The organism is Bradyrhizobium sp. R2.2-H (assembly GCF_004346455.1).
Taxonomy (GTDB): Bacteria; Pseudomonadota; Alphaproteobacteria; order Rhizobiales; family Xanthobacteraceae; genus Bradyrhizobium; species Bradyrhizobium diversitatis.
This window is the reverse complement of the sequence record NZ_SMBR01000006.1, coordinates 154,052-173,076: the sequence shown is the minus strand read 5'-3', so window position 1 is coordinate 173,076 and position 19,025 is coordinate 154,052. Positions and strand designations below refer to the sequence as shown.

Sequence of the window (19,025 nt, the reverse complement as noted above, 5' to 3'; positions counted from 1 at the left end):
GCCTCAACCGATCACCGCGCGGGCGACGTCGAGCAGCGCCGCCTTGACGTCGGCATCGTCGGTCAGCGGCTCGATCATGCCGGCGAGCACGGCTTCCGCAATCGGCATGCCGGCCGCGATCAGGGTCGCGCAATAGACCACGAGCCGGGTCGAGACGCCCTCCTCCAGATCGTTCCCCTTGAGCGCACGCAGCCGGCCGGCCAGCCCGACCAGCGGCCGCACGCGCTCCGGCGACAGTCCGCTTTCGGCGGAGACGACGGCGATCTCCTGCTCGGGCTGCAGGAAGCCGAATTCGATGGCGACGAAGCGCTGCCGCGTCGAGGGCTTGAGCGCCTTCAGCAGCGTCTGATAGCCGGGATTGTAGGAGACCACGAGCATGAAGCTCTTCGGCGCCGCGAGCTCCTCGCCGGTGCGTTCCAGCGGCAGGATGCGGCGGTCATCGGTCAGGGGATGCAGCACCACGGTGACGTCCTTGCGCGCTTCCACGACTTCGTCGAGGTAGCAGATGCCGCCCTCGCGCACCGCGCGCGTCAGCGGACCGTCAGTCCATACCGTATCGCCGCCCCGCAGCAGGTAGCGACCGGTGAGATCGGCGGCGGTGAGATCGTCGTGGCAGGCGACGGTGTGGAGCGGCAGTCCGAGCCGCGCCGCCATATGCGCGACGAAACGCGTCTTGCCGCAGCCGGTCGGCCCCTTCAGCAGAACCGGCAGCTGATGCCGCCAGGCGCGCTCGAACAGCGCGCACTCGTTCCCGCTTGCGACATAGGCCGGCAGCGCGGGCGCCGAGGTCACCGTGTGAAGGGCAGCTTTCATGATGTTTCTCCGGACTTTCCAGGAAGCTGGCGGCCGCGATGAACCGCGGCCGCCGATTGCATTCATTCAGCCGGCTGCAACGCGCCGGGGATGACCGCCTGCTTGGCGCGACCGGGCACCAGCACGGCCCAGACGAACATCAGCGCGGAGATCGCGACGAATACGCCTGAGCCGAGCCGGACCCAGTAGAACATCGCGAGCTGGTCCTGCACGTCCATGTAGCCCTGGCCGAGCACGCGCTGGAGATGGACCTGGACCACGCCGGCGAAGGTCAGCGCGAAGGTCATCACCATCATGGCCGTGCACATGATCCAGAAGCTCGCCATGGAGAGCCACTGGTTGTAGGGCGCGCGTCCCCTGATCTGCGGGATCGCATAGGCCATGACGGAAAGATTGAGCATCACATAGGCGCCGAAGAAGGCGAGATGGCCGTGCGCCGCGGTGACCTGGGTTCCGTGGGTGTAGTAGTTCACTGAGGACAGCGTGTGCAGGAAGCCCCAGACGCCGGCGCCGAGAAAGGCCATCACCGAGCAGCCGACCGACCACAGCAGCGCGGCGCGGTTCGGATGCTTGCGGCCGGCCTTCCATGTCATCTGCACCGTGAAGATCACCATCGTGAAGAACGGTGCCACCTCGAGCGTGGAGAACAGCGAGCCGATCCACTGCCAGTAGCCGGGCGCGCCGATCCAGTAGAAGTGATGGCCCGTGCCGAGAATGCCGGAGAACAGCGCAAGGCCGATGATGACGTAGAGCCACTTCTCCACGACCTCGCGGTCGATGCCATTGAGCTTGATCATGAGATAGGCCAGCACCGAAGCCATGATCAGCTCCCAGACGCCTTCGACCCAGAGATGGACGACGTACCACCAGTACATCTTGTCGACCGCGAGGTTCGCGGGGTTGTAGAAGGCGAACAGGAAGAAGATCGCAACGCCCCACAGGCCGAACAGCAGGATGTTCGTGATCGTGGTCTTGCGGCCCTTCAGTGCCGTCATGGTGACGTTGAACAGGAACATCAGGCAGACGACGACGATGCCGACTTTGATGATGAAGGGCTGCTCGAGGAACTCGCGCCCTTCGTGATAGTGGAAGATATAGCCGACCACGGCCACGCCTGCCGCGCCGAAGAACATCCAGAACTGGATCTTGGCCAGCAGCGGGCTGTACAGCTCGGTCTCGGTCTCCTCAGGCAGCAGGAAATAGGTCGCGCCCATGAAGCCGATCAGCGACCACACGATCAGCGCGTTGGTGTGGATCATCCTGACGATGTTGAACGGCAGCAGGGACGACAGCGTGTTAGGCAGGACATAGATCGTCCCCGCGACGAGGCCGAACAGGACCTGCGCGAGGAACAGGGTCAGCGCGCCGTAGAAATACAGCATCGCGACTTTCTGGGTCTGATATTTCATCTCGGGTCTCTCTGTCTTGGAAGAGGAAACAGCGTGCTCAGCCAGCCTTGTTCGGCGGCCATTCCTGGCGCTTGATCTTGCTGGTCCATTGCAGGAAGTCGGCGAGATCGTCGAGCTCCTGGTCGGTGAGGTTGAACTGCGGCATCTGCCGCCGGCCGGGCGCGCCCGAGGGCTGCGACTGCATCCAGGCCTTCAGTGTCTCGCGCGCAGCGGCCGGGTCCTCGTTGCCGCCCCAGCGATCCCAGACGTTGCCGACTTCAGGGGCGAAGTAGGCGCCCTCACCCAGCAGAGTGTGGCAGTTGATGCAGGAGTTCTTTTCCCAGACATGCTTGCCGCGGGCGACCGACGACGTCAGAGTCGTGGCATCGGTCGACGTCGTGGCCATGTAGTAATGGCTATGTGCCGTCAGCCCTATGAAAATGGCGAAGAAGAAGGCCGAGCCGCCGTAGAAGACATTTCGAGCGGCCGACTTGGTCAGGCGTTCAGCCATTGCCAATCCTTTCCGGTTTGATTCCTGCGAAATCGCGATGGTGCGATTTATTGCCGCTTAGCCCGGCCCGTTCTTTGTCACGGCGCAATGAGCGCATCAGATCAGGGCGACGATGGCCGAGGCGAGCAAGGCAAGCAGCAGGACGATCAGGATCCAGCTCACGACGAGGCCCCGCCAGAGTGCGGGCACAGCGCGTAGATCCATGAAGTCGAGCGCGATCCGGTGGCCCTTGAGTGCGGCGAAGGCGAGCAGCAGTGCGTTGCCGAGCAGCGGCCGCGGCACCAGCGGCGGCAGCAGGATGGTCGCGAGCGCGAGGCCGATCAGCACGATCCAGGTGATGTCGATACGATCCGGCATCGTCATTTCACCAGATAGAGAATCGGGAACATGACGATCCAGACCAGATCGACCATGTGCCAGAACGCCGTTGCCGTCTCGACGCCCGATATCCCGGCTCGGCGGCAGACCACGGCGAGGATGACGATGCCGAGGCCGACATGCAGAAGATGAAAGCCGGTCAGGAGGAAGTAGAGCGTGAAGAACGAGCTGGTTTCGAGTCCGACGCCTCGCTCGATTTCTTCCGCATATTCGGCGAGCTTGATCGCGATGAAGAGACCACCGAGCGCCATCGCGCCGAAAATCCAGTATCGCGCCACCGGCCGGTCCCCGGCACGCGCCGTCCTCGTCGCTTTTGCCGCCGCCCAGCCGCTGGTGACCAGCACGACGGTGTTGAGGCCGGCGAGATTCGAATCGAGTGCCGACTGCCCGGCCGCGAACAGAGCGGGGTGGATCGTGCGGGCGACCGAGAAGGCGCCGAGGAACAAACCGAAGGCGACGAGCTCGCTGAAGATCAGCACCCAGATCATGGGATCGCCGGGGAGATCTTCCAGAATTCCCCAGCCGGTTTCCTGTTGTTCGCACTCGGCCGTCGACATCATCTTTCCGGATCAGGACACCGGCCAGACGTAGCCCGGCTGCCCGGTTCCGAGTTTGTCGCCGGACAAACTGGGGAATTGCGGGGCGCTTGTTTGCGCCGACACAACGTCCGAACGGCCGGATCGCAGTACGAACCAGCTCAGAGTTCCACGGAATGGCCAATGATCACATGAGTGATGCACAGATCGGGTTGATGACCGCCACGCCCATCATCATCGCCTTCGCCATCGCGCTCCGGCGAATGGGGGTATTATCGACGGTCGCGACCGTATCGGCGGTGAGCCTCTCCGTCGCGATCGCAGTGGTGCTGTTCACGACCCAGTAGCGCGTGGGAGAACTCTCGTGCTCCGAACGCAATGCAGCGCGCCGCTCCTGCGGCGTGACATGAAAGGCCGCGATGCGTCCGGGACACGAGCAGTTACTACCGCCGCTGATTGTACACATCGATGCACACTGCCCCCAGCAGCACCAGGCCCTTGATCACCTGCTGGTAGTCGATGCCGACGCCGAGAATCGACATGCCGTTGTTCATCACGCCCATGATCATGGCGCCGACCACGGCGCCGCCGACGCGCCCGACGCCGCCATAGGCGGAGGCGCCGCCGATGAAGCAGGCGGCGATGACGTCGAGCTCGAAGCCGAGCCCCGCTTTGGGCGTCGCGGTGTTGAGCCGCGCGGCGAAGACGAGGCCGGCGAGCGCGGCGAGCACCCCCATGTTGACGAAGGTCAGGAAGGTCAGCCGCTCGGTCTTGATGCCAGACAGGCTTGCAGCTTTCGCATTTCCGCCAACCGCGTAGATCTGCCGCCCGATCACGGTGCGTCGGGTCACGAAGCCGTAGAGTGCGATCAGCGCGGTCATGATCACCAGGACATTGGGCAGGCCGCGGTGCGAGGCGATCAGATAGGTGAAGTAGAGCACGGCGCAGGCGAGCAGGATGCTCTTGCCGAGGAAGAACGCGTAGGGCTCGACCTCGATGCCGTGCGATTGCTCGCGCGACCTCCCCTTGGCGCCGGCGTAGACCAGGCCGAGCGCCAGCACGGCGCCGATCAGCATGGATGTCGGATGCAGCGTCCCGGCCTCGGGCAGCAGTTCCGGAATGAACCCCGACGACAATTTCTGGAAGGTCGCCGGGAACGGCCCGAGCGACTGGCCCTGCAACACCGCGAGCGCGAGGCCCTTGAACACCAGCATCCCCGCCAAGGTGACGATGAAGGACGGGATCTTGAAATAGGCCACCCAATAGCCCTGCGCAGCGCCGATGGCGGCACCGACCAGAAGGCAGGCGATGAAGGCGAGCGTATAGTCGACCTTGTAGGTCACCATCAGCACCGCGGCCACCGCGCCGACGAAGCCCGCGACCGAACCGACCGAGAGGTCGATATGGCCGGTGACGATCACCAGCAGCATGCCGAGCGCCATGATGACGATGTAGCTGTTCTGGAGCACCAAGTTCGTCAGGTTGAGCGGCTGCAGCAACGTGCCGCCGGTCATGACCTGGAAGAACAGCATGATCGCGATCAACGACATCAGCATGCCGTAGTTGCGCAAATTGTTCTTGATGAAGCTGCCGTGCCGGCGCTCCTCGGGCAGCGACACCGTCTTGTCGGTCATGGCTGCGATCCTCCCATCTCCGCGGCCTCAGGCACGCCGTTTCCATTGCTTCGTTGGTTGCGCATGATGGCGCGCATGATCTTCTCCTGCGTCGCCTCAGGGCCCTTGAATTCCCCGACGAAGGCGCCGTCGTTCATGACGCAGATGCGATCGCAGATGCCGAGCAGCTCGGGCATCTCCGAGGAGATCACCACGACGCCGCGGCCGGCCTCCGCCAGCTCGTTGATGATACAGTAAATCTCGTATTTGGCACCGACGTCGATGCCCCTTGTCGGCTCGTCCAGGATCAGCACCTTGGGGTCGGTCATCAGCCATTTCGACAGCACCACCTTCTGCTGGTTGCCGCCGGAGAGCTGGCCGGTCTCCTGGTAGACATCGGAGCAGCGGATGCGCATGCGGTTGCGGTAGTCGCTGGCGACCTTCAGCTCGGCGATGTCGTCGATCACCCTCCTGGGTGCGATCTGGTCGAGGCTGGCGAGCGTGATGTTCTTGCGGACGTCGTCAGCGAGGATCAGGCCAAGCTGCTTGCGGTCCTCGGTGACATAGGCGAGGCCGGCGTCGATCGCGGCTGCGACGCTCGGCAGCACCATCTCCCTGCCTTCGAGCCGGAGAGAGCCGCTGATCGTTGTGCCCCAGGAGCGGCCGAACAGGCTCATGGCGAATTCGGTGCGGCCGGCCCCCATCAGCCCGGCGATGCCCACGACCTCGCCTCGCCTGACGCTGAAATTGACGTTCTTGATCACCTGCCGCTCGGGATGGATGGGGTGATAGACCGACCAGTTCTCGACGGCGAGGACTGGCTCGCCGATCTTCGCGCTACGCTCCGGGAAGCGGTGCGCGAGATCGCGGTTCACCATGCTGCGGATGATGCGGTCTTCCTGGATCGGCTCGGCGTGACAGTCGATGCTGTCGACGGTGCGGCCGTCGCGCAGCACCGTGATGTGGTCGGCGACCTTGGCAACCTCGTTCAGCTTGTGCGAGATCAGGATCGAGCCGATACCCTGCTCGCGGAATGTCATCAGGCGTTCGAGCAGCGCGGCGCTGTCGGCTTCGTTGAGGCTCGCCGTCGGCTCGTCCAGGATCAGCATGCGAACACGCTTGGAGAGCGCCTTGGCGATCTCGACCAGCTGCTGCTTGCCGACGCCGAGATCGGTGATCAGCGTATCGGGGGATTCCCTCAGGCCGACCTGCGCGAGCAGTTCCCGCGTGCGTCGGTACACCTCGTCGCGGTCGATCACGCCGAAGTTGGACGGCGGATGCGACAGGAAGATGTTCTCCGCGATCGACATCAGCGGGATCAGCGCCAGCTCCTGGTGAATGATGATGATGCCGAGCGCCTCGGAATCGTTGATGTCGCGGAAGCGCCGCTCCTCGCCTTCGAAGATGATGGTGCCCTCGTAGCTACCATGCGGATAGACCCCGCTCAGCACCTTCATCAGCGTCGACTTGCCGGCGCCGTTCTCGCCGACGAGGGCGTGGATTTGCCCGGCCTCGACCTGGAAGTTGACGTCGCGCAGCGCCTGCACACCGGCAAAGCTCTTGCTGACGTTACGCATCTCCAGCATGGCGGTCATGGCATTGGTGTCCCTTGCGTTACTTCGCCTCTCCCCGCGTGCGGGGAGAGGCCGGAATTCGAGCGCAGCTTGAATTCCGGGTGAGGGGGAATCTCCGCGAGGGCAACTGCCCTTGTGGAGAAAGCCCCTCACCCCGACCCTCTCCCCGTAAGAACGGGGAGAGGGAGAAGAAAGAACCCTACTGGAACTGCGACTTCTTGTAGTAGCCGCTGTCGACCAGCACCTTCTCCCAATTATCCTTGTAGACCACCACCGGCTTGAGCAGATAGGACGGCACGGTCTTGACGCCGTTCTCGTAGGTCTTGGTATCGTTGACGGTGACCTCCTTGCCGGCGAGCGCGGCGTCGACCATGTCGGCAGTCACCTTGGCGAGGTCGCGAGTGTCCTTGAAGATGGTCGAATACTGGTCGCCGCGCAGCATGGCCTTGATCGACGGCACTTCGGCATCCTGGCCCGAGATGATTGGCATCGGCTGGCCGGCACTGCCATAGCCGACACCCTTCAGCGAGGAGATGATGCCGATCGAGATGCCGTCATAGGGCGACAGCACGGCATTTAGCTTCTTGTTGCCGTAGTAGGCGCTGAGCAGATTGTCCATGCGGGCCTGCGCGGTGGCACCGTCCCAGCGCAAGGTCGCAACCTTGTCCATGCCCATCTGACCGGACACGACGACGAGCTTGCCGCTGTCGATATACGGCTTCAACACGCTCATCGCGCCGTTGTAGAAGAAGTAGGCGTTGTTGTCGTCGGGCGAGCCGCCGAACAGCTCGATGTTGAAGGGACCCTTGCCTTCCTTCAACCCGAGCCCCTGCTCGATCGACTGCGCCTGCAAGACGCCGACCTGGAAATTGTCGAAGGTTGCATAATAGTCGACGTTCGGCGTGCCGCGGATGAGGCGGTCATAGGCGATCACCGTGATGCCTTTTGCTTTCGCCTGCTTGAGCACGTCCGACAGCGTGGTGCCGTCGATCGCGGCGATCACCAGCGCTTTCGCGCCCTTGGTCACCATGTTCTCGACCTGCGAGAGCTGGTTCGGAATGTCGTCCTCGGCATATTGCAGGTCGGTGTTGTAGCCGCGCTCCTTCAGCACCTTGACCATGTTGTTGCCGTCGTCGATCCAGCGCGCCGACGACTTCGTCGGCATGGCGATGCCGACGGTCGCCTTCTGGGCGAAGGCGGTAACGCCCGTGGCCATCGTGGCAGCGCCGGCGATCGCCAGCGCGAGGAATGTCGTCTTCAGTTTCAGCATGTTTCACTCCCTTGGGTGTCAGACTGTTTCTTGGTAGTTGCGAGAACGTGGTCGTAGGCTGCCGCTGGTCTCCTATGCGAGCTTGACGTCGGGCTCCGCACGGCCGCGCGCGGCTGCATCCAACAAGAAAGTGCAACCGGCTTGCGGATCGGCGGCGCGTGCTGCCGCGTCCATGTCCTGCCAAGCGGAGGTGACGAGCAGGCGCGAGAGGTCGGGGCCCACGAAGGCGGGGCAGCTCGCCTGCCTTGCCGGGACACTCAGCGAGCGCAGGCGCTCGCCTTGCGGAGAATAGATGTCGATGCGGCTCGCGCCCCAGCACGCATTCCAGATTTGCCCGTCGGCATCACACACCGAGCCATCGAGCCCGCCGACGCCGGTGTGGCGCAGCAACACCTCGGGTTCGCCCCGCGGCAGGCCGGTCGCAGGATTGAGCGGCACGGAATAGAGCACCGCGCGCGGGGTATCGGTGAAGTAGCCGGTACCGCCATCAGGCGAGAAGCAGATCGAATTGGGAATGCTGATGCCGGAAAACAACGTCGAGATCTTGCCGCGATAGAGCGCGTAGATCGCACCCGCTTTCGGCTCCGCGTTGCGTCCCATGGTGCCGATCCAGAACGTGCCGGATTGATGCACGCGGCAATCGTTTGAACGCGTCGCCGCATTGTCCGCTTCGAGCGGACAGAACAGCGCCATTGCACCATCAGCGAGTTTGCGGATGTAAAGGCCATCTTCCGCGACGATCAACTGCCGCTCGGCATCGATGCGCCCGAGCGCGCTCGCCATCCGGCCGAGCGCGTGAAAGCGGATCGCGCCGCTGCCCAGATCGGCCTCGAACAGCTTGCCCTCGCGAATGTCGAACCACCAGGCGGTGTCGGCCGTGGCGTCATAGGTCGGCCCCTCGCCGAGATGGCAGGGATGGTCGGAGAGCACCGTCGTAAGCACCTGTTCCATCATGGCGACCTCACCGAAAAGCGATAGACCGAGTGATGGCGATACACTCCGCCGGGATCGAGGCGAGGGCTCGGGAAGTCCGGCCGGTTCGGCGCGTCGGGCCAGATGTGCGGCTCCAGGCAGATGGCGTCCGATTGACGGATAAGCTTGCCGCCCTTCCCTGAAATCGTGCCATCGAGATAGTTGCCGGAATAAACCTGTAGTCCGGGCTGATCGGTGAGCAGCTCCATGACCCGTCCAGAGCGCAGCGCCTCCAGCCGGGCTGCAAGCGCAAGCTCGCCGTCACGGGCCAGGCAGTAGGTATGATCGTAGCCCCTGCCGTTTCGCAGTTGATCGTTGCTCTCGCGGATCCGCTCGCCAACCGACCGCGGCGCGCGAAAGTCGAACGGCGTCCCAGCAACCGCGCGCGGCGGCTCCGGAAGCGGAATGGCGCTGGGATCGATGGCGAGGAAATGCCCTGCAGCGACCGTGAGCTCGTGGTCGAGCACGGACGTACCGGACGCCGCGCCCTCAAGGTTGAAGAAGCTGTGGTTGGTCAGGTTGACGATGGTCGGCCGGTCGGTCCGCGCCTGCATCATGAGCGACAGTTCGACCGGACCGGTGACCCGATAGGTCAGACGCACGTCGAGCCGGCCGGGGTATTTCTCTTCGCCGTGCGGGCTGATATAAGAGAGCGTCACCGCGGGCTCGGCTCCCTTGTCGATGTCCACAATCTCCCAGAGCTTGCAGTCGAAACCGTCGAGGCCACCATGCAGCGCATTGAGGCCGTTGTTGACGGCGAGCTGCACCGTCTCGCCGTCGAGCGAAAACTGGCCCCTGGCAATGCGGTTGGCATAGCGGCCGACCGTGGCGCCAAAGAATTTTCGTTCGGCGAGATAGCCGGCGAACTCGTCATGGCCGAGCACCACGTCGTCGCAGTCGCCTTTGGTGTCCGGCGCGATCAGCGCCTGGATCACCGCGCCATAGGTGATGATCCGGGCCTCGAAGCCGCCTGCCCCGCGCAACACGATGCGCTCCACCTTGCGGCCGTCCGACAGCATTCCGAAAACGTCTCTCGTCACCCTTGCTGCGGCCATGCTCAATCCACAAACGGTTCGACGATCGTGCGCTTGCCCAGCAGGAAGACGTCGGCGACGAGACGGAGCGGGGTGAGATCGACGTCACTCGCACCGGTCGCCGCGAGCTCGACGAAGCGCCGGTAGAGTCCGCGATATTCCGCATCCGGCGCCTCGGCAAACACCTTGCCGTCGACGGCCATGCGCGCGCCGCCGCTGGACAGAGTCATCCGGCCTTGATCGGTGTCGACGACGATGTCCCAGCTCTGCGGCCCGGTCTGGCGGAAATCGAACTCCGCGGTCACAGGCAGACCTTCGATGTCGGTCAGCGTCAGGTTTGCAGCGATCGGCGCCTGGCAATTGGCCGGGAAGGCCAGCTCGGCCGCGGTGACGAACACGGGCTTCGGCAGAATCCGGGTCAGGATCGACAGCGCATTGATGCCGGGATCGAACACGCCGAGACCGCCCGGCTCCCAGATCCAGGCCTGGCCGGGATGCCAGACGCGGACATCTTCCTTCCAGCTGATGTGCACGGAGGCGATGCGGCGCTCGGCGAGCCATTGCCGCGCCGGCTCGACCGCCGGCGCATGGCGCGAATGCCACGTCGCAAACAGCGTGCGCTTCCCCTCCGCTGCCATTGCGATCAGCGGATCGAGCTCGGCCACGCCGGTTCCGGGCGGCTTCTCCAGCATGACATGCTTGCCGGCGGCAAGGGCCGCCGCAGCCTGGGCCCGGCGCACCTGTGGCGGCGTGCAGAGCGACACCGCATCGATCGGCGGTCCCCGCTCTAGCAATTCCTCGATGCTGGCAAAATGCGGCAATTCCGGCAGCGAAGCGTTGCGGCTCGCGACCGCCGCCAGCGTCGCACCCGGGGTCGCCGCGATCGCGCCGACATGCTGGTCGCGCGCGATCTTGCCGAACCCGACGATGGCGATGCGAAGGTCTGTCACGCTCGTTCTCCAGTATCCGCCGACGGCAGCGCCTCGGCCGGCGCGGTCTCGATCGCGGCCCCCTCATGGCGATGCATTCCGTTGTGAATGACGAAGACCATCGCTTCGGCGGCGGCGTCGGCGTCGCGGGCCGCGATGGCATCGACGATCCTCTGGTGCCACAGCAGCACAGTATCGCGATCCTCCGGCTCAACCGGGGCGCTGAGCAGGAAGGACGCGCGCAGCGCGGCCTCGATGACGTGCCCGATCGAGCGCATGAACAAATTGCCCGAAGCGCGCGCCACGGCGACGTGAAGCGCGAGATCGGCATCGGCGAAGCCCACCGAGTCGGCCCCCTCACGCCGCATGCGCTCCATGCTGCGCCGGAGCTCGGCAAGGTCTTCCTCCGACCGCCGCGTCGCCGCGAGCATGGCCGCACGCGGTTCGACCGCAAGACGGATCTCCGCGAGATCGTTGAGGAAGCGCTTGTCAATGCCGGCGTCGAGGTGCCAAGCCAGCACGTCCGCATCGAACATGTTCCAGGCGCCACGTTCGCGGACGACGGTGCCGACCCGCGCCTTGGTGGTGAGCAGGCCCTTGGCGACCAGCGTCTTCACGCTCTCGCGCAGCACCGGCCGCGATACGCCGAACATCGCGATCATCTCGGCATCGCCCGGCAAGCGCGTGCCTTCCGCATAGCGGCCGGCGATGATGTCGATGCCGATCGAACGCGCCACCTCCGCATGGTTGGAATGGGCTCGCCGCGTCGGGATGACGACGATGCGCGAGGTCATGTGGCCGTTCCTGCGCTCTCCACAACCCGACGGTGCGCAATCATGCGGCGCGCGGCCCCCCGCCGGCAGCAACGCGGCCGTCGCAATGTGACGAAAGGGCTGTGAAGCATCGGGCGTTCTCCCAAGCAGCGCTCTTATTATCGCAGGCGCCGATTAGTATTATGGCACCTCTCTGCCACCCTCGTTGGACGTGACGGGGTACAATTTCACGGAAAGCGGGTTCCGACTAGTCATATTATTTGACTATTAAAGGCAAAGTTGGACTTTTCGGAGCAGGCGATGTCCAGACACCTGCAGCGCGATTTAGCTCCCGCCCCGCAACTCAAAGATGAATTAGGGATTGATGGACTACGAGGCCGTGACGAGAGAGGTCGTAACCATTCCTCCTCGTCAGTCCGAACGCCGTGAGCAATGCAAAGTCTCCTGCGGAAAGACTATGGATGGCTTCACCGCTCTTGCGGTGACGAGGCAGATGGAGCTGCCTTCAACTGGCGCGACAGGAGGTCCAGGAATTTGCCTCGCAAATTCCTGGACCTGCCGTAGGCGCGGAGAGGCGAAGAGCCAGCTAGAGGAGCTTCCGTTGCGCCAGGTTCTTCATCAGCGCGCCAATGCCAAACGTCCACGGCTCGCATTCGTCGCTGGTGCGCATGCGGTTGACCAGCTTGCCGAGCTGGGGCGCTGCGATCGTGACGATGTCGTCGCGCTTGTGGGTGAACCCCTGCCCCGGCGCATCGCGATCCTTGACCGGTGCGAACATCGTTCCCAGGAACAGCACGAAGCCGTCAGGGTATTGATGGATCTTGCCAATGGTCTGCGCGACGAGATCGGTTGGATCGCGGCTGATCTTGCTGATCGAGGAATGGCCGTCGAGGACGAAGCCGTCCGTGCCCGTCACGTTCAGGCTGATATCGAGCTTGCGCGCATCGTCGAGCGAAAAGCTGTCGTCAAACAGGCGCAGCAACGGGCCAATCGAGCAGGACGCGTTGTTGTCCTTGGCTTTCGACAGCAGCAGCGCCGAACGGCCCTCGAAGTCGCGCAGGTTCACGTCATTACCCAGCGCTCCGCCGACGATCTTGCCGCGGCTCGACACGAACAGCACGAGCTCGGGCTCGGGATTGTTCCAGGTCGATTTCGGATGCAGGCCGGCATCCATGCCGGTGCCGACCGAGGACAGGGTCGGCGCCTTGGTGAAGACTTCGGCATCCGGGCCGATGCCGACCTCGAGATATTGGCTCCAGGCGTTCTGCTCGATCAGCACCTGCTTCAGATGCATCGCCTGATCCGAGCCCGGCTTGAGCTTGGATAGATCGTCGCCGATCAGCCGCGTGACTTCCTTGCGGATCGCCTCGGCCGAAGCCGGATTACCCTTGGCCCGCTCCTCGATGACGCGTTCGAGCATCGAGATGGCGAAGGTGACGCCCGCAGCCTTCAATGTCTGGAGATCGACCGGTGCAAGCAACCACGGCTTTTTCAGGTCACGCCCGTCGGGTGCCGTGTTGGCAACAATTGCTTCGAGATCGCCGATGCGTTCACCCTTGGCCGCAGCAAGCGCCTTGGCGGGATTGTCTTCTTCGCAGAGCGCGCTGATGGTCGGGAATCTCGCGGTGACATCGAACACGCCGTCGCCGCGTAGGGCGACCACGGCCGGACCATTGACCTGCGGCAGCCAGACGCGGCCGGCCAATGTTCCCCGCGTGCCATCCTCGGGGAGAAGATCCTTCACATTCAATGTCGTCATGGCCCGCGTCCTCGCTGTTTCTAAGGACCGGCCGCGCTCGAAGACGGCCGATCGCATTGGCGAAGACCAATAAACGTCTGGCGGGGGAAGTCCAGAGCGGCAACGAGGCCGCTACGCCCCTGTCCGCGCCTTGCGGGCCGCGATCTGCTGCAGCGCCCAGCGTGCGTTCTTGCGGACATCGGGATCGGGATCGTCGGCGATGACGGCCAGGAATGCCTCGCCGTCGGGATGAGCGATCTCGCCGAGCGCGGCGGCCGCCTCCTTGCGCAGGTTCGCCTGGTCATGGTTGATGCAATTGCCAATCGGGCGCACCGCGCGCTCGACCTTCATCTTGCCGAGACTGCGAATGGCCTTGAGCCGCACCTGCCAGAATTCGTCGGCGAGCGAGCCGACGAGCTGATCGGCCGCGAGCGAACCGTTGGCGTTGAGACCCAGCGTTTCCGCAGCCATCTCGCGGACCATCCAATCCGAGTCCTTCAGCGCGCGCGTGATCGTCTCTGCCGCGGGCTTCATCTGCGAGAAAGCCAACGCGCTGACTGCGGCGCGGCGGACATGGGCGTCGGGATCGTTGATCAGCGCGGTCAGCGCTGGGATCGATTCTTCCAGCTTGAGGAAGCCGATCACGCCGATCGCCTGCACGCGCACGGCGGCATCGGCGTCCTGGAGTGCTTCCAGCGCCGGCTTGAGCGTGTCCTTGCAGCGCAATTCCTTCAGCGCACGTAGCGCGCCCATGCGGACGAAGGCGTGTGCGTGCTTGACCAGCGGCAGGATGATCCCGGCGCAGGTCGGATCCTTGAACTCGGCCATGCTGTCGGCCGCCGCGGCTGCGACGATTCTCTCGGGATCGACCAGCAGCTTCACCAGCGCGCTCGCCGCCTCCGGCCCGTCGAACTCGCCGAGCGCCATCGCGACCTGCTGGCGCACGCCGCTGTCGGGATCGGCAACCAGCTTGGCGAGATGCGCGACCGCGGCGGGATCGCCGGAATGGCCGAGCGCGATGATGGCGACGCGACGCTCGGCGGGATCGGCCGCCTGCAGCCGCTCGTCAGCGTCGTCGAGGTCGTCATAGGACTCGAACGGGCCCGACATGATCACCTCAACAGATAGGGAATGTTGACGGTGACGGCACCGGTCGGGCAATCGGCTTCGCAGGGCATGCAATACCAACACTCGTCATAGGCCATGTAGGCCTTGTTGGTCATGTCGCTGATGCGCAGGACGTCCAGCGGGCACACGTCGACGCAGACGGTGCAACCCTTGTCAGCGATGCATTTGGCGTCGTCGACGACCACCGGGACCGATGTCTGATAGGATGCGAGAGGCATTTGATGTCTCCTGTTGTGTTCTGGTGCGTCAGGCCGAGGCACGGATGCGCTGCTTGTCGTACAGATCCTTCTCGTCGTCGGCGATCGGCACGACATAGGGCTCGACGGCGCGCTTCTCGCTCGTCATCTTGCCGTCGCGCTTAGACAGCAGCGTGTGGCAGAACCAGTTCTCGTTGTCCTTCTCCGGAAAATCCGTGCGCCAGTGATAGAGGCCCCAGCGGCTCTCCTCGCGATAAAGCGAGGCGTGCGCGGCCATGTCGGCGCAGTCCATGATCGACTGCACTTCGAGGGCGCGGAGCAGCTCATGCGCGTTGCGCGCGATCATGCGCTCCTGCATGTCCTCCCGCGCCTCAGCGAGGCGGCGCATCCCGAGCTCGTATTTGCGCGTGACCTTCGGCGGCTGGAGATAGTCATTGACCAGGCGCCGGGTCTTGTACTCGATCTGGTTCGGCGGAATGCCGTCCTCTCGCCTGGTCGGCGCCATCACGCGCTCACGCTCCAGTGCGACGTCGGCGGCGTCGAACTCCGCGAAGTCATGGCTGTCGGCGAACTCCATCGCGTCAATTCCAGCGACCGAGCCGTTGGTGAAGGCGCCGAGCATGTAGTTGTGCGGCACGCTCGCCATGTCGCCGGCGGCGTAGAGGCCGGGCACGGTTGTGCGCGCATTATCGTCGACGAACACGCCGGAGGCGCTGTGACCGGAGCAGAAGCCGATCTCGGAGATGTGCATCTCGATCGACTCGCTGCGGTAATCGACCCCGCGTCCCTGCTGAAACAGCCCGCGCGTCGGACGCTCCACCTTGTGCAGCGTGGACTCGATCTCGGAGATGGTGTCGGGGTGAAGATGCTTGAGCTGGAGAAACACCGGGCCCTTGCCGGACAGGAGCTCGTTGTAAAACTCCAGCATCATCTGGCCGGACCAATAGTCGCATTCGATGAAGCGCGAGCCTTCGTTGTTCGCCGTATATGCGCCGAACGGACCGGCGACATAGGCGCAGGCCGGGCCGTTATAGTCTTTGATCAGCGGGTTGATCTGGAAGCATTCGAGATTCGCGAGCGCGGCGCCGGCGTGATAGGCCATGGCGTAGCCGTCGCCGGAATTGGCCGCATTCTCGTAGGTGCCGAACATGTAGCCTGACGTCGGCAAGCCCAGGCGTCCGGCAGCGCCCATACAGAGGATCACGGCCTTGGCCTTGATGACGAGCATCTCGGCCGTGCGGGTGTTGACGCTGACGGCACCAGCGATGCGGCCATCTGCAGACTTCAGGAGCCGCGTCGCCATGTAGCGGTTGGAGATCAGGATGCGGGCCCGACGAAGTTGGCGGTACAGCGCCTTCTTCACGGTCTCGCCGTTCGGCATCGGCAGCACATAGGTGCCGATGTGGTGCACCTTCTTGACGGCGTAGTCGCCGTTCTCGTTCTTCAGGAAGCGGATGCCAAAGCTGTCCAGCTCCTCGATGATCTTGTAGCAGTTTTGAGCGTATTTATAAACCGCCTTCTGGTCGACGATGCCGTCGTTGGCGATGGTGATTTCCTTGGTGTATTGCTCCGGGGTAGCGTAACCGGGGATGACGGCGTTGTTCAGCCCGTCCATGCCCATCGAGATCGCCCCGGAGCGCTTGACGTTGGCTTTTTCGAGCAGAACGACATTGGCCTTCGGGTTCTTCAGCTTCGCCTTCAGCGCAGCCATCGGGCCAGCCGTTCCACCGCCGATCACCAGCACATCGCAGGAAACCTCCGAAAGTCCGTCGACGATCTGATCTAGTGCCATCACTTGCTCCTGGTTCGCCGATCCTCGGCGCCTTTGCGTCAGATTTGTTCAGGCGGCGTCCGGGCGATAGCAATTAGTTGTCGCCGGGATGCGATTTGCGCCTCAGCGCTCGACGAAGGCCTTTTCGATGACGAAATGACCGGGCTCGCTATGGTTGCCCTCCACGAAGCCGCGCGCGGAGAACATGGCGTGCAACTCCTCCAGCATCGCGGGGCTGCCACACAGCATGATGCGGTCGGTCTCGATATCGAGGCCGGATTGCTCGATATCGTCAAAAAGCTGGTTCGAGGCGATCAGGTCGGTGATGCGGCCGCGGTTCCGGAACGGTTCGCGGGTGACGGTCGGGTAGTAGACCAGCTTGTCGCGGATCAGCGGGCCGAAGAATTCGTGGTTGCGCAGGCCCTCGACGACGCGCTCGCCATAAGCGAGCTCGGAGACCTGGCGGCAGCCATGAGCAAGTACGATGGTCTCGTAGTTCTCGTAGACGTCGGGGTCCTTGATCAGGCTGGCGAACGGCGCCAGGCCCGTTCCAGTCGACAGCAGCAGCAGACGCTTTCCCGGAATGAGATTGCCGGTGATCAGCGTTCCCGTCGCCTTGCGGCCGACCAGGATGATGTCACCTTCCCTGATCCTCTGGAGGCGCGAGGTCAGCGGACCGTCCTGCACCTTGATCGAGAAGAATTCGAGCGCCTCCTCGTGGTTGGCGCTGGCCATGCTGTAGGCCCGCATCAACGGCTTGCCCTCGACCTCCAGACCGATCATCGCGAACTGGCCGTTCTGGAAACGAAAGCCGGGGTCGCGCGTTGCGGTGAAGCTGAACAGGGACTCGGTCCAGTGCCTGACCGACAGAACCGTTTCCTTCTGAAATGCGCTCATGCTCTCTCCTTCGCGATCGATGACGCAGAAGATTTCGGAGAGGGACGAGACCGGCAATGTGGAAGTGAAATTCCTGGTCGATTAGTTTCACATTTCGCGAGCGATGACTGAAGGCAAGGCGCCCGATCACGCCTGCGCCGGCAATTAGTTGCTATTCGTGCGCGCCTGCGCCGACATAGATAGAAGTCGGAGGTTCGTCATGACCATGACCCTGGTGGCACCTGCTGTCGCCGACTATGAAGCCAGCGCCGATCTCGCCGCGCTGCTGGTCCGCACGACACAGGACGACGCGCTCAGCGTTTCTGCCGAAACACTCCGCCTCTCCTGCAAATGCGCCCACTGCACCCGTGCCCGCTTCGACGGCCGCTTCCCCGACAGGTTTCCCGGCATCGCCATCACCGAGATCGGCGATCTCGGTTACGGGCTGAACATCTCGTTCTCGGATGGGCATGCCCGGGGGATCTACCCGAAGCCGTATCTGCTGAGCCTGGCGGGGCGGTAGGCCAACGCTGCCTTGAGGATAGTTCGACAGTGGCCACAAACTCCACTGTCATTCCCCGCGAAAGCGGGGAATCCAGTACGCCGCCGCCCCTCCGTATCCCTTTGACGCCTCTGGATTACTGGATCGCCCGCCTTCGCTGGCGATGACACCGGTGTAAGCGGCCCCACCCCATCTGGCACGGACATTGCTCCTCTTTAGAACGATTTGAACGTTCCGGAGGCAGACGATGTTGCAGGCCGCCAATGTGGTTCGTGGGCCCATTCCCCCGACAGTCCGGCCTGCCGGCAGCTCCTCGCTGCTGCTTACCGAAAACCAGCGATGGATCGGCGGGCCGCCGCCGCTGATGGACAAGCTCTCTCCACGCGAGCGGGAGCTGGTGCTCAAGCAGGGCCGCCGCAAGGTGCTCAACCGCGGCCAGACGCTGTTCAGCCAGGGCGGCAAGCATGACGGCATCTGGCTGATCGAGAGCGGCCGCATCCGGGTGTTCTACACCTCACCGCTCGGGCGCGAGATTACGCTCGCTTATTGGCATGTCGGCAATTTCGTCGGCGGGCCCGAAGTGTTCGAGGGCACCGTGCACCAATGGTCCGGCGTCGCGTCCAGCAATTGCAGCGTGGTGCACTTGCCCGGAAAGGAGTTGCGATCGCTTGCCGCAGAGATCCCGAACCTTGCGATCGGTCTCATTGAAGGCCTCACTTTCAAGGGGAAATGCTATTCGGCCCTGGCGCAGATGCTGGGAACACGCTCGATCACGCAGCGGCTTGCTCACCTGTTGCTACACCTCGTCGAGCTCTATGGCGTCGACGACGCCGACGGAACTGTGATCGCCGCAGCCTTCACCCACGCCGACATCGCCCACATGGTTGGCGCCACAAGGCAATGGGTCACGATCAGCCTGAAGCGCATGCAGGAGAAGGGAATCGTGGTGACCAAGCGGTCGCAGATCGTGATCTGCCGGGCCGACGTGCTGGAGGAGATGCGCGGTCACGCAGCTGACTAGA

20 protein-coding genes are annotated in these 19,025 nt (G+C 63.8%); 3 read left to right on the top strand and 17 right to left on the bottom strand.

From position 1 onward, the window contains the following. Nucleotides 1–3 precede the first annotated feature (3 nt). The 5 genes from EDE08_RS17545 to EDE08_RS17525 all read right to left on the bottom strand — a co-directional run bounded on the left by EDE08_RS17545 (nt 4) and on the right by EDE08_RS17525 (nt 3,647). The gene (locus EDE08_RS17545) at nt 4–813 is read right to left on the bottom strand and encodes a CbbQ/NirQ/NorQ/GpvN family protein (RefSeq protein ID WP_131870105.1); all 810 of its coding nucleotides are present in this window, start codon (nt 811–813) and stop codon (nt 4–6) included. A 62-nt stretch (nt 814–875) separates the two neighbouring features. After that, a complete protein-coding gene (locus tag EDE08_RS17540; protein WP_131870106.1) occupies nt 876–2,222 on the bottom strand; it encodes a cbb3-type cytochrome c oxidase subunit I in 1,347 nt (448 codons plus the stop codon). Between the two features lie 37 nt (nt 2,223–2,259). Further along, nucleotides 2,260–2,712, bottom strand: a complete 453-nt coding sequence (locus tag EDE08_RS17535) for a c-type cytochrome (RefSeq protein ID WP_131870107.1) — start codon at nt 2,710–2,712, stop codon at nt 2,260–2,262. 96 nt (nt 2,713–2,808) lie between these two features. Then, on the bottom strand, nt 2,809–3,069 hold the full coding sequence (locus EDE08_RS17530) for a cytochrome C oxidase subunit IV family protein (protein WP_131870108.1): 261 nt from the start codon (nt 3,067–3,069) through the stop codon (nt 2,809–2,811). A gap of 2 nt (nt 3,070–3,071) precedes the next feature. After that, entirely contained in the window at nt 3,072–3,647 is a 576-nt protein-coding gene (locus EDE08_RS17525) for a cytochrome c oxidase subunit 3 family protein (RefSeq protein ID WP_131870109.1), read from the bottom strand. A 155-nt stretch (nt 3,648–3,802) separates the two neighbouring features. On the opposite strand from EDE08_RS17525, the gene EDE08_RS17520 reads away from it, so the two are divergent. Then, nucleotides 3,803–3,973, top strand: coding sequence for a hypothetical protein (locus EDE08_RS17520; RefSeq protein ID WP_165935980.1), 171 nt, complete (start codon nt 3,803–3,805; stop codon nt 3,971–3,973). 96 nt (nt 3,974–4,069) lie between these two features. On the opposite strand, the gene mmsB is transcribed toward EDE08_RS17520, so the two are convergent. The 12 genes from mmsB to EDE08_RS17460 form a co-directional block, all read right to left on the bottom strand. Next, nucleotides 4,070–5,260 (bottom strand): multiple monosaccharide ABC transporter permease, encoded by a 1,191-nt coding sequence (mmsB, locus tag EDE08_RS17515; RefSeq protein ID WP_131870111.1) that lies wholly within the window; start codon nt 5,258–5,260, stop codon nt 4,070–4,072. Continuing rightward, on the bottom strand, nt 5,257–6,834 hold the full coding sequence (gene mmsA, locus EDE08_RS17510; protein WP_165935997.1) for a multiple monosaccharide ABC transporter ATP-binding protein: 1,578 nt from the start codon (nt 6,832–6,834) through the stop codon (nt 5,257–5,259). Before mmsA ends, mmsB begins: the two co-directional genes overlap by 4 nt. A gap of 178 nt (nt 6,835–7,012) precedes the next feature. Next, nucleotides 7,013–8,083: a multiple monosaccharide ABC transporter substrate-binding protein gene (chvE, locus tag EDE08_RS17505; RefSeq protein WP_131870113.1), complete on the bottom strand. Its 1,071-nt coding sequence runs from the start codon at nt 8,081–8,083 to the stop codon at nt 7,013–7,015. 72 nt (nt 8,084–8,155) lie between these two features. Continuing rightward, the gene (locus tag EDE08_RS17500) at nt 8,156–9,034 is read right to left on the bottom strand and encodes an SMP-30/gluconolactonase/LRE family protein (RefSeq protein ID WP_165936025.1); all 879 of its coding nucleotides are present in this window, start codon (nt 9,032–9,034) and stop codon (nt 8,156–8,158) included. Next, nucleotides 9,034–10,110: an aldose epimerase family protein gene (locus EDE08_RS17495; RefSeq protein WP_131870115.1), complete on the bottom strand. Its 1,077-nt coding sequence runs from the start codon at nt 10,108–10,110 to the stop codon at nt 9,034–9,036. Before EDE08_RS17495 ends, EDE08_RS17500 begins: the two co-directional genes overlap by 1 nt. 2 nt (nt 10,111–10,112) lie before the next feature. Next, on the bottom strand, nt 10,113–11,039 hold the full coding sequence (locus EDE08_RS17490) for a Gfo/Idh/MocA family protein (protein WP_131870116.1): 927 nt from the start codon (nt 11,037–11,039) through the stop codon (nt 10,113–10,115). Continuing rightward, nucleotides 11,036–11,812: a FadR/GntR family transcriptional regulator gene (locus tag EDE08_RS17485; protein ID WP_131870117.1), complete on the bottom strand. Its 777-nt coding sequence runs from the start codon at nt 11,810–11,812 to the stop codon at nt 11,036–11,038. The genes EDE08_RS17490 and EDE08_RS17485 overlap by 4 nt, the downstream gene beginning before the upstream one ends. A 565-nt stretch (nt 11,813–12,377) precedes the next feature. After that, nucleotides 12,378–13,550 (bottom strand): fumarylacetoacetate hydrolase family protein, encoded by a 1,173-nt coding sequence (locus EDE08_RS17480; protein ID WP_131870118.1) that lies wholly within the window; start codon nt 13,548–13,550, stop codon nt 12,378–12,380. Nucleotides 13,551–13,661: 111 nt separating this feature from the next. Next, nucleotides 13,662–14,639: a HEAT repeat domain-containing protein gene (locus tag EDE08_RS17475; protein WP_165935996.1), complete on the bottom strand. Its 978-nt coding sequence runs from the start codon at nt 14,637–14,639 to the stop codon at nt 13,662–13,664. A gap of 2 nt (nt 14,640–14,641) precedes the next feature. Further along, nucleotides 14,642–14,875 (bottom strand): 4Fe-4S dicluster domain-containing protein, encoded by a 234-nt coding sequence (locus EDE08_RS17470; protein ID WP_007593252.1) that lies wholly within the window; start codon nt 14,873–14,875, stop codon nt 14,642–14,644. Between the two features lie 28 nt (nt 14,876–14,903). Beyond that, the gene (locus EDE08_RS17465; RefSeq protein WP_131870120.1) at nt 14,904–16,646 is read right to left on the bottom strand and encodes a fumarate reductase/succinate dehydrogenase flavoprotein subunit; all 1,743 of its coding nucleotides are present in this window, start codon (nt 16,644–16,646) and stop codon (nt 14,904–14,906) included. A 102-nt stretch (nt 16,647–16,748) separates the two neighbouring features. Further along, nucleotides 16,749–17,522, bottom strand: coding sequence for a ferredoxin--NADP reductase (locus EDE08_RS17460; RefSeq protein ID WP_131870121.1), 774 nt, complete (start codon nt 17,520–17,522; stop codon nt 16,749–16,751). A gap of 205 nt (nt 17,523–17,727) precedes the next feature. On the opposite strand from EDE08_RS17460, the gene EDE08_RS17455 reads away from it, so the two are divergent. Both EDE08_RS17455 and EDE08_RS17445 read left to right on the top strand, forming a co-directional pair. Further along, nucleotides 17,728–18,024, top strand: coding sequence for a gamma-butyrobetaine hydroxylase-like domain-containing protein (locus tag EDE08_RS17455; RefSeq protein ID WP_165936024.1), 297 nt, complete (start codon nt 17,728–17,730; stop codon nt 18,022–18,024). Nucleotides 18,025–18,250: 226 nt separating this feature from the next. Beyond that, nucleotides 18,251–19,024, top strand: coding sequence for a Crp/Fnr family transcriptional regulator (locus EDE08_RS17445; RefSeq protein ID WP_131870123.1), 774 nt, complete (start codon nt 18,251–18,253; stop codon nt 19,022–19,024). Nucleotide 19,025 lies beyond the last annotated feature (1 nt).